This is a genomic window from Nocardiopsis valliformis DSM 45023 (assembly GCF_000340985.1).
Classification (GTDB): Bacteria; Actinomycetota; Actinomycetes; order Streptosporangiales; family Streptosporangiaceae; genus Nocardiopsis; species Nocardiopsis exhalans.
On the sequence record NZ_ANAZ01000039.1, the window covers coordinates 1 to 13,179 of the forward strand.

Annotated in this window: 16 protein-coding genes; 7 read left to right on the top strand and 9 right to left on the bottom strand. The window is 68.7% G+C overall.

The window, feature by feature from the left end:
• Positions 1-59 precede the first annotated feature (59 nt).
• Entirely contained in the window at positions 60-1,586 is a 1,527-nt protein-coding gene (locus tag D457_RS0126665; RefSeq protein ID WP_017583735.1) for an aldehyde dehydrogenase family protein, read from the bottom strand.
• Positions 1,587-2,255: 669 nt separating this feature from the next.
• Here D457_RS0126665 and D457_RS0126675 point away from each other — a divergent pair.
• Positions 2,256-2,924: a class II aldolase/adducin family protein gene (locus D457_RS0126675; RefSeq protein ID WP_017583737.1), complete on the top strand. Its 669-nt coding sequence runs from the start codon at positions 2,256-2,258 to the stop codon at positions 2,922-2,924.
• Between the two features lie 1,102 nt (positions 2,925-4,026).
• Here D457_RS0126675 and D457_RS0126685 read toward each other — a convergent pair.
• The 6 genes from D457_RS0126685 to D457_RS0126710 all read right to left on the bottom strand — a co-directional run bounded on the left by D457_RS0126685 (position 4,027) and on the right by D457_RS0126710 (position 7,884).
• The gene (locus D457_RS0126685; RefSeq protein WP_017583739.1) at positions 4,027-4,584 is read right to left on the bottom strand and encodes a hypothetical protein; all 558 of its coding nucleotides are present in this window, start codon (positions 4,582-4,584) and stop codon (positions 4,027-4,029) included.
• A gap of 32 nt (positions 4,585-4,616) precedes the next feature.
• Positions 4,617-5,171, bottom strand: a complete 555-nt coding sequence (locus D457_RS34270) for a hypothetical protein (RefSeq protein ID WP_017583740.1) — start codon at positions 5,169-5,171, stop codon at positions 4,617-4,619.
• Positions 5,172-5,201: 30 nt separating this feature from the next.
• Positions 5,202-5,753 carry a hypothetical protein gene (locus D457_RS0126695; RefSeq protein WP_017583741.1) on the bottom strand — a complete coding sequence of 184 codons (552 nt, stop codon included), beginning with the start codon at positions 5,751-5,753 and terminating at the stop codon, positions 5,202-5,204.
• A 28-nt stretch (positions 5,754-5,781) separates the two neighbouring features.
• A complete protein-coding gene (locus D457_RS0126700) occupies positions 5,782-5,976 on the bottom strand; it encodes a helix-turn-helix transcriptional regulator (protein WP_221319868.1) in 195 nt (64 codons plus the stop codon).
• A gap of 70 nt (positions 5,977-6,046) precedes the next feature.
• Entirely contained in the window at positions 6,047-6,910 is an 864-nt protein-coding gene (locus D457_RS0126705) for an ABC transporter permease (protein ID WP_017583743.1), read from the bottom strand.
• Complete coding sequence (locus D457_RS0126710; RefSeq protein ID WP_017583744.1) at positions 6,907-7,884, bottom strand: ABC transporter ATP-binding protein; 978 nt, start codon at positions 7,882-7,884, stop codon at positions 6,907-6,909. Before D457_RS0126710 ends, D457_RS0126705 begins: the two co-directional genes overlap by 4 nt.
• Before the next feature lie 263 nt (positions 7,885-8,147).
• Between D457_RS0126710 and D457_RS0126715 the strand changes: the two genes are divergently transcribed.
• Positions 8,148-8,558: a VOC family protein gene (locus D457_RS0126715; protein WP_017583745.1), complete on the top strand. Its 411-nt coding sequence runs from the start codon at positions 8,148-8,150 to the stop codon at positions 8,556-8,558.
• A gap of 30 nt (positions 8,559-8,588) precedes the next feature.
• Here the strand turns inward: D457_RS0126715 and D457_RS0126720 are convergent, their stop codons facing one another.
• Complete coding sequence (locus D457_RS0126720) at positions 8,589-9,356, bottom strand: alpha/beta fold hydrolase (RefSeq protein WP_017583746.1); 768 nt, start codon at positions 9,354-9,356, stop codon at positions 8,589-8,591.
• A gap of 152 nt (positions 9,357-9,508) precedes the next feature.
• On the opposite strand from D457_RS0126720, the gene D457_RS0126725 reads away from it, so the two are divergent.
• The 5 genes from D457_RS0126725 (at position 9,509) to D457_RS0126745 (ending at position 12,741) form a co-directional block, all read left to right on the top strand.
• Positions 9,509-10,042, top strand: a complete 534-nt coding sequence (locus D457_RS0126725; protein ID WP_017583747.1) for a DinB family protein — start codon at positions 9,509-9,511, stop codon at positions 10,040-10,042.
• A gap of 101 nt (positions 10,043-10,143) precedes the next feature.
• On the top strand, positions 10,144-10,410 hold the full coding sequence (locus tag D457_RS37320; protein ID WP_017583748.1) for a type II toxin-antitoxin system VapB family antitoxin: 267 nt from the start codon (positions 10,144-10,146) through the stop codon (positions 10,408-10,410).
• Positions 10,411-10,709: 299 nt separating this feature from the next.
• Entirely contained in the window at positions 10,710-11,015 is a 306-nt protein-coding gene (locus D457_RS0126735) for a hypothetical protein (protein WP_017583749.1), read from the top strand.
• Positions 11,015-11,533, top strand: coding sequence for a type II toxin-antitoxin system RelE family toxin (locus D457_RS0126740; protein ID WP_017583750.1), 519 nt, complete (start codon positions 11,015-11,017; stop codon positions 11,531-11,533). The genes D457_RS0126735 and D457_RS0126740 overlap by 1 nt, the downstream gene beginning before the upstream one ends.
• A 407-nt stretch (positions 11,534-11,940) precedes the next feature.
• Positions 11,941-12,741 carry an SURF1 family protein gene (locus D457_RS0126745; RefSeq protein ID WP_017583751.1) on the top strand — a complete coding sequence of 267 codons (801 nt, stop codon included), beginning with the start codon at positions 11,941-11,943 and terminating at the stop codon, positions 12,739-12,741.
• Here D457_RS0126745 and D457_RS0126750 read toward each other — a convergent pair.
• On the bottom strand, positions 12,717-13,151 hold the full coding sequence (locus tag D457_RS0126750; RefSeq protein ID WP_017583752.1) for a DUF3817 domain-containing protein: 435 nt from the start codon (positions 13,149-13,151) through the stop codon (positions 12,717-12,719). The two genes, D457_RS0126745 and D457_RS0126750, sit on opposite strands and share 25 nt — an antisense overlap.
• Positions 13,152-13,179 lie beyond the last annotated feature (28 nt).

Sequence of the window (13,179 nt, forward strand, 5' to 3'; positions counted from 1 at the left end):
CTCGGGGTTCCGGGCGGTTCAGCTACCCGGAACCCTCGGGTCGGTCAACCGGACCGGCGCTAGCCGAACCAGCGCTGCGGCTCGGGAGACAGGTTCCGGTAGATGTGCTTGGCCTCGCGGTACTCGTCGAGACCGGCCAGGCCGAGCTCGCGGCCCACACCGCTGCGGCCGAAGCCGCCCCACTCGGCGCCCGGGAAGTAGGGTCCGTAGTCGTTGATCCACACCGTGCCGTGGCGCAGGGCCGCGGCCACGCGCTCGCCGCGGGCGGTGTCGTTGGTCCAGACACCGCCGGAGAGCCCGTAGTCGGTGTCGTTGCCCAGCTCGATCGCCTGCTCTTCGGTCTCGAAGCGCTCGACGGTCACGACCGGGCCGAAGACCTCGGTCTGGACGATGTCCATGGACCGGTCGCAGTCCACGAACACGGTGGGGCGGTAGAAGTAGCCGTCCTGGAGGTCGGCGTCGTCGGGGCGCTTTCCGCCCGCGATGACCTTCGCGCCCTCCTCCACACCGCGCGCCACGGCCTTCTCGACCTTGGCGCGGTGCTCGGCGGAGACCAGCGGCCCGCAGCGCACGCCCTCGTCCTGGCCGCGGCCGATCCGGATGGCCTCGGCCCGGCGGGCGAGCTCGGTGGTGAAGGCGTCGTAGATGTCGTTGTGCACGATCAGTCGCGCACCGGCCGAGCACACCTGGCCGGAGTGGAAGAACGCGGCGCTGAGCGCGTAGTCCACGGCCGTGTCCAGGTCCACGTCGGGGAAGATGATGTTCGGGTTCTTGCCGCCCAGCTCCAGGGCGATCTTCTTGACCGTCTCGGCGGCCGCGGCCATGATCCGGCGCCCGGTGATCAGGCCGCCGGTGAAGGAGACCAGGTCGACGTCGGGGTGCTCGGACAGCGGTGCGCCCGCGTCGGGGCCGCTGCCCAGGACCATGTTGACCACACCGGCGGGGATGCCCGCCTCGGTGGTGAGCTCGACCAGCTTGGCGGTGGTCACCGGGGTGACCTCGCTCGGCTTGATCACCATGGTGTTGCCCGCGGCGATGGCCGGGGCCATCTTCCAGGCGAGCTGGAGCAGCGGGTAGTTCCACGGCGTGATCATGCCGCACACGCCGACCGGCTCGTAGACGACCTTGCTGTGCACGCCTTCGGGCGCGGACACCAGGCGCCCGGCGTCCTTGTCGGCCAGCCCGGCGTAGTAGCGGAAGACGTTGGTGACGTCGTCGACGTCGATCCCGCCCTCCTCGATGGTCTTGCCGGTGTCGAGCGACTCCATGACCGCGATCTCCTCGCGGTCGCGCTGGAGCAGGTCGGCGATCCGCTCGAGGATCTGGCCGCGGTCCCCGGCGGTGGTGCTGCGCCACTCGCCGCCGTCGAAGGCACGGCGGGCGGCGGCGATGGCGGCCTCGGTGTCGGCCTTGCCGCCTTCACTGACGATGGTCAGAACGGAGGCGTCCGCCGGGTCCAGGATCTCCCGGACGCGTCCGTTCTGCGCCGCCCGCCACTCTCCGTCGATGTACAGACTGGTGGCCGTGGCCGCACCCGGCTCGGACAGGTACGGCACGGACGGCAGGGATACATGGGTCTGGTTCACGGACCCCTTTTGCCCAAGATCGCTAGTCACAAACAGCCTCGTCTCATAGGTCACTTATGCCACAACGTTCCCACAACCCGTACTGATCAGGAAAAACAGCGCGTTGTGGGATGCCTTTTCCGTGGCTCAGATCACCAGGCCCTTCAGACAACACCTACGTTCCGGACTTCCCCGAACACGGGTGGACACTCCACCGTGGGGAAGACCGGAACGAGTCTTTGACGTGTGTTTGTGAGCTCCTCGGTTGATTGGCCGGAGTCGGGACCTTCGGGGCCTTCGGAGACGATGGGGCTCGGGAGGTACCAGAAGTCAAGGCGGGGGTCCGGGCCGGGACGCCCCCGGGATCGAGGCCTCGGGCGGCGGGATACAGGTCGGCCCCTGTCTCCTCTGCGGCCGATTCAAGGTCGGAGACCACCTCGCAGAGAGTCCCGCTGCCGCCGTGAAGGCCTTCGTCCGCCGGATCCCCGGCAGGCCCGACCTGCGCGAGGGCCCGCAGACGGCGGTGTACGCCTACCGGCACGGTCTGGTGACCTGACTCTCCGTTCCGGGGGCCCGGGGAATACAAAACGGACTCTTTGACGTACATTTAGGTGTACCTAAGTTGGTTCGCCGACTCCCGCCGAGACACACCCCCATGGACCGCCGCCCGCGCACCCCGCTGAGGAACGCATGCTGCTTGAACAGGAACGACGCGATCTTTGCCTGGCCGCCCGCGCCATCGCCCAGCACCCGGGAACCGCCCCCGGTGAAGCGGGGACCGTCAGCGTCCGCAGCGGCGACCTGGTGGTCGTGACCCCCCACGGCGTTCCGCTGGACCAGATCCAGCCGCAGGACTGCCCGGTGATGTCCCTGGACGACCGGATGCTCGAAGGCCGCCGCGACCCGGCCGCCGAGACCACCCTCCACATGGCCGTGCACCGCCACGCCGCCGACCACGGCCGTGAGTCCCTCGCCCTGGTCAACGCGTTCACCACCGACACCACCGCGGTGTCCTCGGTGCTCCCCGAGCTACCCCCGATCCACCACCGCGCCGCCGGCCTGGGCGGAGCGATCAGCGTGACCCCGTACATGCCCTACGGCACCGGCGACATCGCCGACCAGGCGGTCAAGGCCCTGAAGGGGCGTGACGCCGCCCTGCTCGCCAACCACGGCGGGCTGGCCCTGGGCCGGAACCTGGAGCACGCCATGGAGAACTTCCGGCTGCTCGACTGGCTCTGCACCACCTACCTGCGCGCCCGCCAGGTCGGCCAGCCCCGGGTCCTCTCCGAGGACGAGCTCGCCGAGGCCCGACAACGCGACACCTACGGCTGGGCGGGTCCCGACCCCTTCCTGTACTAAAGCGGGGGCCTGTACTAGAACAGGAATCCGACAGCGAGGCTGGCCTTCTCCTCGCCGGAGTGGAACATCGCACTCCGCGTCATCCGCACCATCCAGGCCTGAGCCACCGAAACCAACACGCCCCCGGCGACTGATACTGCCCGGGGGCATCGCTGATCCCCAAGAGCGCCATCGGTGAACTCGCGCAGATCCCTTACCGAGTCAGCTGCCAGTGACACCGAAGTCCTCGCTCGCGGCCGGTCAAGGTGGGTGACGGAAAAGCGGCAGCGAGGGCAGCAGGCTCCCCAGGCCTGCGGGGATCGGGTCGCGTGTCGCGGCCGGTCGCCCGTACCGGCGAACACCAACCGCGACCCGACAGTCCTCCGAGCCCGGTTTCGGCCCCTGTTTCGAAGATGATCTTGCTACCAGAAGCAAGTTCGGCGCCGAACTTGCTTCTGGTAGCAAGATCACCGGGGATGAGGGGGTTTCGGAAGCAGCGGACAACCCCAGACGCAAGTTACGGACACCCTGGCCTCCCCAGGGCCAACACCACAGCGCTGAACCCCACCCTCACCACCGGGTGTGGCCTCCCCAGGGCCAACACCACAGCGCTGAACCCCACCCTCACCACCGGGTGTCCGATGGCACGCTCGACCGGCCGCGACACGCGACCCGATCCCCGCAGGGCTGGGGAGACCGGGGCCGTCGCTGCCGCTTTTCCGTCGCCGACCTTGACCGGCCGCGACACGGCCAGGCGTTGCGCGCAGGCCGGGTGAGGGCACCGGCTGAAGGCCGAGGTAGTGAGTTGTCGGCCCCTCCGGGGCCCGTCTGCCACCCCGACCACTCCTGCCCCGTTTCCCGACAGCCGCCCACCGCCGTCGCAGCGAAGCGGGTCAAGGTGGAGCGCCCCGATCCGGCGAAGCCGCGACGGCGACGACCTTGACGCGCGCAGCGCAGACGGCAACCATCGAGCGGCGGGAAACGGGGGAACCTCGCACAGCGAGGCAGGCCCACATCAGGATGGCTCCTCCCCCAGTACCTCAGCGGGCAGTGCCCGTCCTACACGAGGCTCGGCGGGCTAGCAGCTCGGTGGGCTGTTGGTCGATATCCGGGCTGGGCAGGGCTAGGCGACCGGCTCTTCCTCGGGGAGCTCGGCGGGTTGGGTCCAGGCGAGGTAGAGCGCCGGAAAGGACCGGTGCAGGAGCAGGATCATGCAGGTCATCGGGACGAAGATGCCCAGCGGCACGTTGTGGTCGGCCCGGGGGAAGGTGATCGTCAGGTGGACCGCAGCGGTGATCGCCACCGTCAGGACCAGTAGGGCGGTCGTGACCGAGTGGCCGATGTTTCGGGCCTGGTCGATCTCGGTGCGCTGGCGTTCGTCCACCACCAGCTCGTAGCCGTAGAGGGTCCGCGCTCCGGCTTCGAGGAACTGGAAGATCCTGGCCTGTGGAAGCAGGAAGACGCACAGGGCGGGGCTGGCGACGAAGACCACCAGCGGGTCCTGGGTCAGCACCAACACGGTCAGGGCCGCCATGCTGAGCAGAACCAGAACCAAGCCCAGGTACAGCCGGCGCAGGCGGGCCGGGCGGTCGGCCCACAAACTGCGGGTTTTCGGGTCCTCGAACCGGGTCAGCAGCTTGTGACGGTAGGCCTCCGCCTTTGCTTCGGCGCGGGTGTTCATCGTTGCGCTCCTTCGTGGGGAGTGGGGTGCGCTCAGGCCTGGTCGGGGTCGTCTTCTTCTTCGACGTCTTCTTCGTCCGGGCGGGTCCAGGCCAGGAAGGCCGCGGGGAAGCTCGCGTGGCACAGGGCAGTGAGCAGGACAAGCGGGAGCAGGATCGCGATGATCAGCGTTCCCGGCAGCTCCGAGGTGATCATCGCGCCACCGATCCCGGAGGCCACGGCGAGCACGGCCGTCAGCATGATCTGGGTCAGGCGGTGACCCTTCAGGGCTGCCTGATCCATCTGAGCGCGCTGGAACTCGTCGAGTCCCGGGTAGCCGGGCACCCAGCGGGCGGCGATGTTGACGTACGCGCTCAGGTAGAGGATGAGCACAACCAACGCGAGGAAACCGATGAACGGTACGTAGGCGGCCAGGCCGTCCATGACGACGGCGGCGGTGAACGACAGCGCGCTCAGCAGGGACACCGTGATGAGGGCGATGACCAGCGCGCGTCGGCGGGAGCGCGGGGCCCAGCGGGTGCGGGCTCTGGGGTCCTCGATCATGGCGTGCAGGCGTTGCTGCTTCGGAGTGAGGGTTTCGGTGTTCATCGGGGGACTCCTAGGGGCGGGGAGAGCGTGTCAGGCGTGCTCGGGTTCGTCGTCGGGGAGCTCGTCGGGCTGGGTCCAGGCGAGGTAGAGGGCCGGGGTCGTCGTGTGGGCCGTCACCAGCAGCCAGAGCAGCGACAGGACGAGCCAACCGGGGAAGTCCGCTCCCCCGGGGCCGAAGACGATCGTGATGAGCGCGAACAAGACGAAGCTCGATCCCAGCATCGCGCTCGTCATGCGCTGGCCGAAGCGGTGCGCGTCGTCGCGGTCCCCGCGCTGGCGCTCATCCAGGAGCCGGTACGGCAGTGACATCCGGGTGATCTGGTTCAGCCTGGTGATCAGGTAAAGCACCGGGCCGATCAGACCGAGGAAGGCCACCGTCAGGAGGAAATCCAGATTGCCGTTATCGGCGATGTCCCCTGCGGCCAGGCTGACGCAGGCGGCCAGGACCAGCAGGACAAGCAGGACGGCATGGAACCGTCGGCGGGACCGGGAGGCCCGGACGCGGTTCAGCCCGGGCTTCTCGGTGTCGGCCAGCAGGAGGTTGTCGCCGGGGATGGGGGCCAGGGACTTCAGGGACTTCATGGGGGGCTCCTTCTGAGGGAGAGGTGGCCTACTGGCCGATGCGGGGGAAGGGTTCGGTGGAGAAGACGACCTCGACCGGCACCTCGAAGTACTTCGCGATGCGCAGTGCCAGGTGGAGGCTGGGGCTGTACTCGCCCCGTTCCAGGTAGCCGACGGTCTGGTAGTGGACCCCCAGGGCCTCGGCCAGCTGGCGGCGGGAGACGTCGCGCTCGGCTCGCAGCATGGCGATCCGGTTGTAGATGGTCTCCGCGGCCGCCGCCTTGGCGCGGCGGCCGTTTCCGCTCTGCTTGTTCTCAGTAGGCACGTTTCATCGCTTCCTCTCGGGCCGCCTGGACCCGCGACCCCGACGTACGCCGGGCCATCCGTCGCAGCACGCCCTGCGCGACGAGGAACCCGATCACCGCCCACAGTGCCAGCACCCCCGCGACCAGCGGCAACTGGGCGACACCGAACTCCCCTGCGGCCAGGGCTTCGGCCGGGAAGAGCGCGGCGCGCAGCCCCTCGCCGATCCAGTAGACGGGGAAGGCCATGGCGATCCCCTGGACCCAGCCGGGCAGGAACTCCATGGGGGTGAAGATCCCCGAGATCCCGAGCAGCGCCATGACGGGCAGCATGGCCAGACCGACACCCATCCGGGGGTTGCTGATCAGGGCCCCCATGATGGCGCCGGCCGAGGCCAGCGCGACCAGGCCGAGCAGGGTCACCCACAGCAGGGTGAGGGCGCCCGACCAACCCTGGACGGCGACGCCGTCGATGAAGAGCAGCGCGGGAACCAGCATCACGGACAGGGCGAACAGCGACATCAGCATGATGTGCACGGCCTTGCCGACCGCGTACCCGACCATGCCGTGCGGGACGGCCCGGGAACGCAGGAGGGTCCCGTCCTCGCGTTCGGTGGCCAGGACCTGGGCGGTGGTCGTCACGCCCAGGATCGCGATCAGCATGACCAGACCGGTGAAGACGATCCCCATCCCGGCGCTGATCCCCTCGGACTCGCCGTCGTCGAGGAAGAACGCCATCCCGAGGAAGAGCACGGGAAACAGTAGGTAGCCGAAGACGAGCTCCTGGGCGTTGCCCATCGAGGCGCGGAACTCGATCAGGCCCCGGTGCAGTCCGGCGCGGGCGGCGTTGGCCCTGGGGCCGACGGAGGTGCTCATCGGGTCTCCTTCGTGAACTCTTCGGCGGCGCGCTCGGCGTCGCCGCTCTCGTACCGCTGGACCATGGCGAGGTAGACGTCCTCCAGGGACGGCCGGGTCACCCTGAGTTCGGTGACCGCGTCCCCGTGCTCGGCGTACAGCTCCGCGACGTGCTTGGCGGGGTTGTCGGTGCTGTGCACGTGGCGCTTCCCGCCGGTGGTCCAGGTGACCTCGCTGTCCTGGGCGATCAGGGAGGAGAGCTCGTCGGGGCTGCCGTCGGCGACGATCCGGCCCCCGGCGAGGAGGAGGATGCGGTCGGCGAGCTTCTCGGCCTCGTCGAGGTCGTGGGTGGTCAGGAGGATGGTGGTGTCCTCCTCGTCGGCGAGCCGGAAGACCAGGTCGTGGAAGTCGCGGCGGGCCTTGGGGTCGAACCCGGCGGTGGGTTCGTCGAGGAAGAGCAGTTCGGGTCGGCCGACGACTCCGATGGCCACGTCCAGGCGGCGGCGCTGCCCGCCGGAGAGGGTCTTGATCCGCTTGGCGGCGTGCTCGGTGAGGCCGACCAGGTCCAGGAGGGCATCGGTGTCGTGCGGGCGGACGCGCTCGGGTGTGGAGTGCGGGGCGTAGAAGCGCCCGAAGTGGTGCAGCAGGTCGCGGACCCGCCAGGCGCCGTGGTCGCGCCAGGACTGGAGGACCACTCCCAGCCGGGAGCGCCACTCCTCGTCGCCGTGGTCGGGGTCGGCGCCCAGGACGTCGACGTCACCGGCGGAGCGGCGGCGGAAGCCCTCGAGGATCTCGATGGTGGTGGTCTTGCCCGCGCCGTTGGGCCCTAGGAGCGCGATGACCTCGCCGCGCCGTGCGGTGAGGTCGACCCCCTTGAGAACCTCGGTGCTGCCGTAGTTCATCCGCAGGTCACTGACCCGCAGCACGGTCTCGGCCGGGATTCCGGTGGCCGGTGTATCGGCCCTGGACGGGCCCTGCGCCGCCTGACTCGTCACAGCAGTCCTTCCTTTCGTCGTCCTTCTGCTTCGATTGATAGTACATGTACTACATTTTCGAGCACAGGAGCTATCATGCGCAGCAGAGTGACAACGGCGGCCGTGAAAGAGCGCCCAGCGCCGTACCCGCAGGTCAGCCAGGACGAAAAAGAGAGGTGGCCACATCCGGCCACGCGACATCCGGGTACGGATACTCAGTGATCCGTCACGCTCAGACGTGAGAATGGTGCCGACGACCAACCCCGCCCCGGCAGGAGGCTCCCATGCGCTGCAGCTACATCAGGCTCCTCGTCAACGACTACGAGGCCTGCTTCCGCTTCTACGCCGACGTTCTCAAGCTCCCCGTCCTGTGGGGCGACGAGAATAGCCGCTACGCCGAGTTCGACGTGCAGTCCCGGACCCGGCTGGCGATCAACCAGCGCGAGGTGATGGCCGAGGCCCTGGAGACCGACACCGCCGACCCCGAACTCCCGCACCAGGACCGGTTCGCGGTGATCTTCGAGGTGGACGACGTGGACGAGTCCGCCGCCAAGCTGGTCGCGGACGGCGCCCGTCAGGTGATGGAGCCCCGGGACTGGACCGCGTGGGGCATCCGGGCCGCTCACTTCCGCGACCCGGACGGCTACCTGCTGGAGATCAACTGCCCGCTGATCCCGGTACCCACCGACGACTGATCCGCGTCCCACGGGAACAGCCGTGGGCGGTCAGGCGCCCACGTGCTCCACGAGCAGCTCGTTGACCCGGTCGGCGCGCTCCACCCCGAGAAGGTGCGCGGCGCCGGAGACCACCTCGAACCGGGCACCGGAGATCCCGTCGGCGAGCCTGCGCCCGTGCCCGGGCGGCAGCAGGGGGTCGTGCGCGGCGGAGACCACCATGGTCGGCACCCGCACCTCGGCTACCAGGTTGCGTTGGTCCAGCCCGGACACGGCGTCGCAGATCGAGGCGAAGGCACCGGCGTCGATACCGCCGAAGTCCTCGGTGAACCGGGCCGCGACCTCCGGGCGGTCGTCGGTCAGGTCCGGGGTGAACCAGGGCAGGACCACGTCCGCGGTGACCGAGTCCAGCCCCGTCCCCCGCACTCTGGCGGCGATCCGGTCCCAGCGGTGCATGGCCGGGGTGCGCGGAGTCCCGGCCAGCAGCGCGAGCCGCTCCAGGGTTCGGGGGGAGTTGGCGGCGATCCAGAGCAGCAGGGAGCCGCCGAAGCCCGCTCCGACCGCCGATACCCGGGAGAACCCCCGCTCCTCCAGCACACCGAGGATGTCCAGGGCCAGGTCCTCGACCGAGTAGGGCCCCTCGGGCGCCGGGGAGAACCCGTGCCCCCGGTGGTTGACCCGCAGTACCTGGCGGTTGCGGGTGAGTTCGGGCATCTGGGGTTCCCAGACCGACATCTTCGTTCCGAACGGCGGCACGAGCAGCACGACGGGTGCGTGCCTGGGGCCGTCGAGTCGGTACTGGAGCGGTATCAGGGCCATGGAACCTCCGGGTCGCCAGACGGCCAGGTTATCCACAGTGCTTTCAAGGAAGCCAGAAAACCGGGTCATGCCCTTCCCATGGAGGACAGGAACTGACCGCCATGCTTCCTAGAGTCGAGGTACCGAGACGGACCCGACGGAGGAGAGTTCCCATGACGGCGACGGCCACCGAGAGCAACATCCAGGTCGATGTCGAGCGGGAGGCGCTGCTGGCCTTCCTCGCCGAGCAGCGCGAATTCCTGCTCACCACGGTGCGGGGCCTGGACGACGAGCGGCTCCAGGAGCGGCCGACCGTCAGCGTCCTGAACCTGATCGGACTGGTCAAGCACGTGTCCAACGTCGAACGCGGCTGGCTCCGGTTCATCGAGCAGGGCTCCCCGGAGGTCGACTACGAGTCCCAGGAGACCTACGACCAGCACGAGAACACCTTCCGGCTGGTCGGCGACGAGACCGTGCAAGAGATCCTGACCCACTACGCGGAAACGGCGCGGGCCACCGAGGCCTACGTCCGGTCCCTGCCTAGCCTGGAGGTCAGCCGACCGCTCCCCGCCGCCCCCTGGTTTCCGGAGGACACCGCCTGGACCGCCCGTGACGTTCTCCTGCACCTGATCCGCGAGACCGCGCAGCACTGCGGCCACGCCGACATCATCCGCGAGTCCATCGACGGCCAGAAGACCATGGGCTGACCTGCGACACGCCGACGGATTCCGCGATGAGTAGCGCACTCGACACTCTCCGCATGCGGGACCATGGGGTGGTCCCATTCCCGAGCGGCGAGGAGCGCGGAGTGAGCCCGACCTGGATCGACATCGACGACGAGGCTCTCCGGGAGACCATGCGTTTCTCCGGCGCCCGCAACCAGGACGACGCAGTCAACCTGGCCCTGCGGGTGTTCGCGGCGCGACACCGGAGCCGGACCGAGACCCTCGGGGAGCGCGACCGCTCCGAGGCGGCGCCCCGGAGCAGTCAGGGGAGTCGGGAGAGCAGGGGTTCGGGGGACAGGGCCGAGTTCCACCAGGGGGCGATCCGACGCCGCCGGGAGAACGGCTCCTGACGAACGGGCCCCGAAACACGAGCGGGGCGGACCCACCGACCAGTGGATCCGCCCCGTCTACGAGGTGGCGAGGGTCGCCTCCGCATCCCGTGTGAGCAGGGGAACGGGAAGCATCCAGGCACCACCAGGCGCAGGTAGGGATGGGTAGGCCGTATCCCCGGGGACGTCCAGAAGCATCCAGGAACACCCTGATACTCGGCTGGCGGTATCACGGTGAGTATCAGCGGCGGGGCGTCTGAACCGTTCCCGGCACAGGCGCACCCGTCGCCAATCTGTACAGTTTTCTATACAGTTGAGGTATGGCAATTCTTGAGCACGCCCAGGAGATCAGCGTCACCGATGCGGCCAGACGTGGCGTCGCGGGCATCGTCCACGACGCGGAACAGGGCACCGAGGTCATCGTGACCCGCCGACGCGAGCCGGTCGCGGCCGTGGTCGCGTTCGCCCGGCTCGCGGAACTGGAGCAGGCGGAAGCGGATCTGAGGGATCTCGCCCTGGTCATGGCCCGGGAACTCACGGACAGGGGACGACGTACCTCCATGGACGACGTACTGGTCGCCTTCGGGCACAGCCGTGCCTCACTCGAAGAACTCCCCGAGGACTGATGGCCGAGATCACCTTCACCGACGCCGCCCTCGACGATCTGCGGCGACTCGGCCCGGACGCCGTACCCAAGGTCCTCAAGAAGGTCCTTCTCCTGGAGGAGGACCCAGAGGCCGGATACCCCCTGGGCGGCGAACTCACAGGGTTTCGCAAACTGGTCGTCGGACGCAACACCTGGCGTGTCGTGTACCGCGTCACCGACGAGAAACGTGTGGAGATCTGCGAGGTCTGGGCCGTCGGAGCGCGAGCGGACGCCCAGGTCTACGCCGAGGCCTCCCGGAGAGTCCGGGCGGCCTCGAAGGACACCCCGGCCGCCCAGAAGCTCGCGGTCGTCATCGAGCACCTCGGCAAACCAGCGGAGAGGGTGGCCCATGAATCGCCCCCCACGAGAGAACCCGTCCCGGACTGGTTGGCCGAACGTCTGATCCACACCGTCGGCATGCCCCCTGAGGATGTGGCCGCCCTCGATCTGGAACAGGCCGTGGACCTCTGGGCCGACTTCCGATCACGACCGCACTGACCCCGCACTGCGCCCTCGGTGTTCAAACGCGTATCAGCGACGCGGAACTCCCCGGCAACAGCAACGGGGACGCCCCCACTGACTAGTGGAAACGTCCCCGTCTACGAGGTGGCGAGGGTCGCCTCCGCATCCCCCCTCAAAGTACGGAGGCAACCCTCGCTCTGGGAAGCGGCCTGCGACTCCTCCCCCCGGGAGTCGCGGCCTTGAAGGTCTGCCACGTGGAAGCGATCTTGTCGTTCCGCGTTGATAGGAACACTACCCACCGCACCCCCGAAGGACAACCCTCTGTCACGAGAAACTACTTAAAGTAATCGTCATTCCTGGGGTGGGGAACGGCCAAGCCGCTGTGGGCATCGTCAACATGGGGTCATGAGCGGCTGCTCGGAAGGCGGACATAGCCTGGTGAGGTGAGATCACCGCTGTTCACCCCGCGTTGGATCGGCCTGCACCTCGTGGCCGTGCTCGTGGCCGTCGTATGTGTCGCCGGGACCTACTGGCAGGGCACCACTGCCTTCGAACCCGACCGCGACGTCATCACCAACCCGGTGGAGGACCTGGCCGACGCCGTGTCCATCGCCGATCTCGGTGAGCCCGGCGAGTTCCTGCACCCGAACCTCACCACGAACACCGCGGTCGAGGCCACCGGGCACTTCGACGCGGAGTCGCAGCTCCTCGTGCCCCAACGCATGGACGGGGACGAAGGTTACGCGGTGGTCATCCCGCTGGTCACCGAGGAGGGTGTGGCCCTGCCGGTCAACCGGGGCTGGTCCGAGGACGGTACCGACCTGCCCGCGCCGCCCGAGGGCGACGTCACCGTCACCGGCTGGCTCCAGCCGCCGCAGGAGCATTCGGAGGGGTTCGTCCCGATGGGCCGGCCCGAGGCGGGCACGGTCGAACGGATCGCCCCGTCCGTGCTGGTCGGTGAGTGGGACTACCGGATCTACGCGGCCTACGTCACCCTGCCCGAGCGCGAACCGGCCGTCGACGGGCTCACCCCGGTGCCACCGCCGGAACCGCCCACCGAGTTCACGATCAACTGGCGCAGCCTCAGCTACGCCGTCCAGTGGGCCATGTTCGGCGTCTCCGCCGTGGTCTTCTGGATCATCCTCATGCGGCGTGAACTGGCCGAGGCCCGTACCCGTAATACGGGTAGGGCCTCGGCGGAGAACGGAGAGGACTCGGATCAGCCGGTGGGCGCGGGCTCCTGAGCCTGCGCGGCCCGCTGCTCGGCCTCGATTTCCCTGGCCTTCTCGGACTTGACCACCCGGTGCTCGACCACGAAACCCAGGATCGGAACGGTGCCCGCGAGCACGACCCCCAGGGTGCGGCCCGCGCCCCAACGGCGGTCCAGGGAGACCCACAGGGTGACGAGCACGTAGGCCATGTAGATGTAGCCGTGCGGCATGACGACGTAGTGCATCAGCGGTGACTCGGGGCCGAACCAGTGCTCCCAGCCCTCGGGTGCGCCGACCAGGGCGAACATCGAGGTCTCACCGACCAGGTACTTCGCGGGCATGGCCAGGAAGGTCAGCCCCAACAGGAAAACACCCGTGATGTATGCGAGCACCCGGTACAACGCGAACGAAACACGCCTCTTGTCCACTGCGACTTCACCCATTCAACGACTTCGCCCCGAGGAGGGTCGG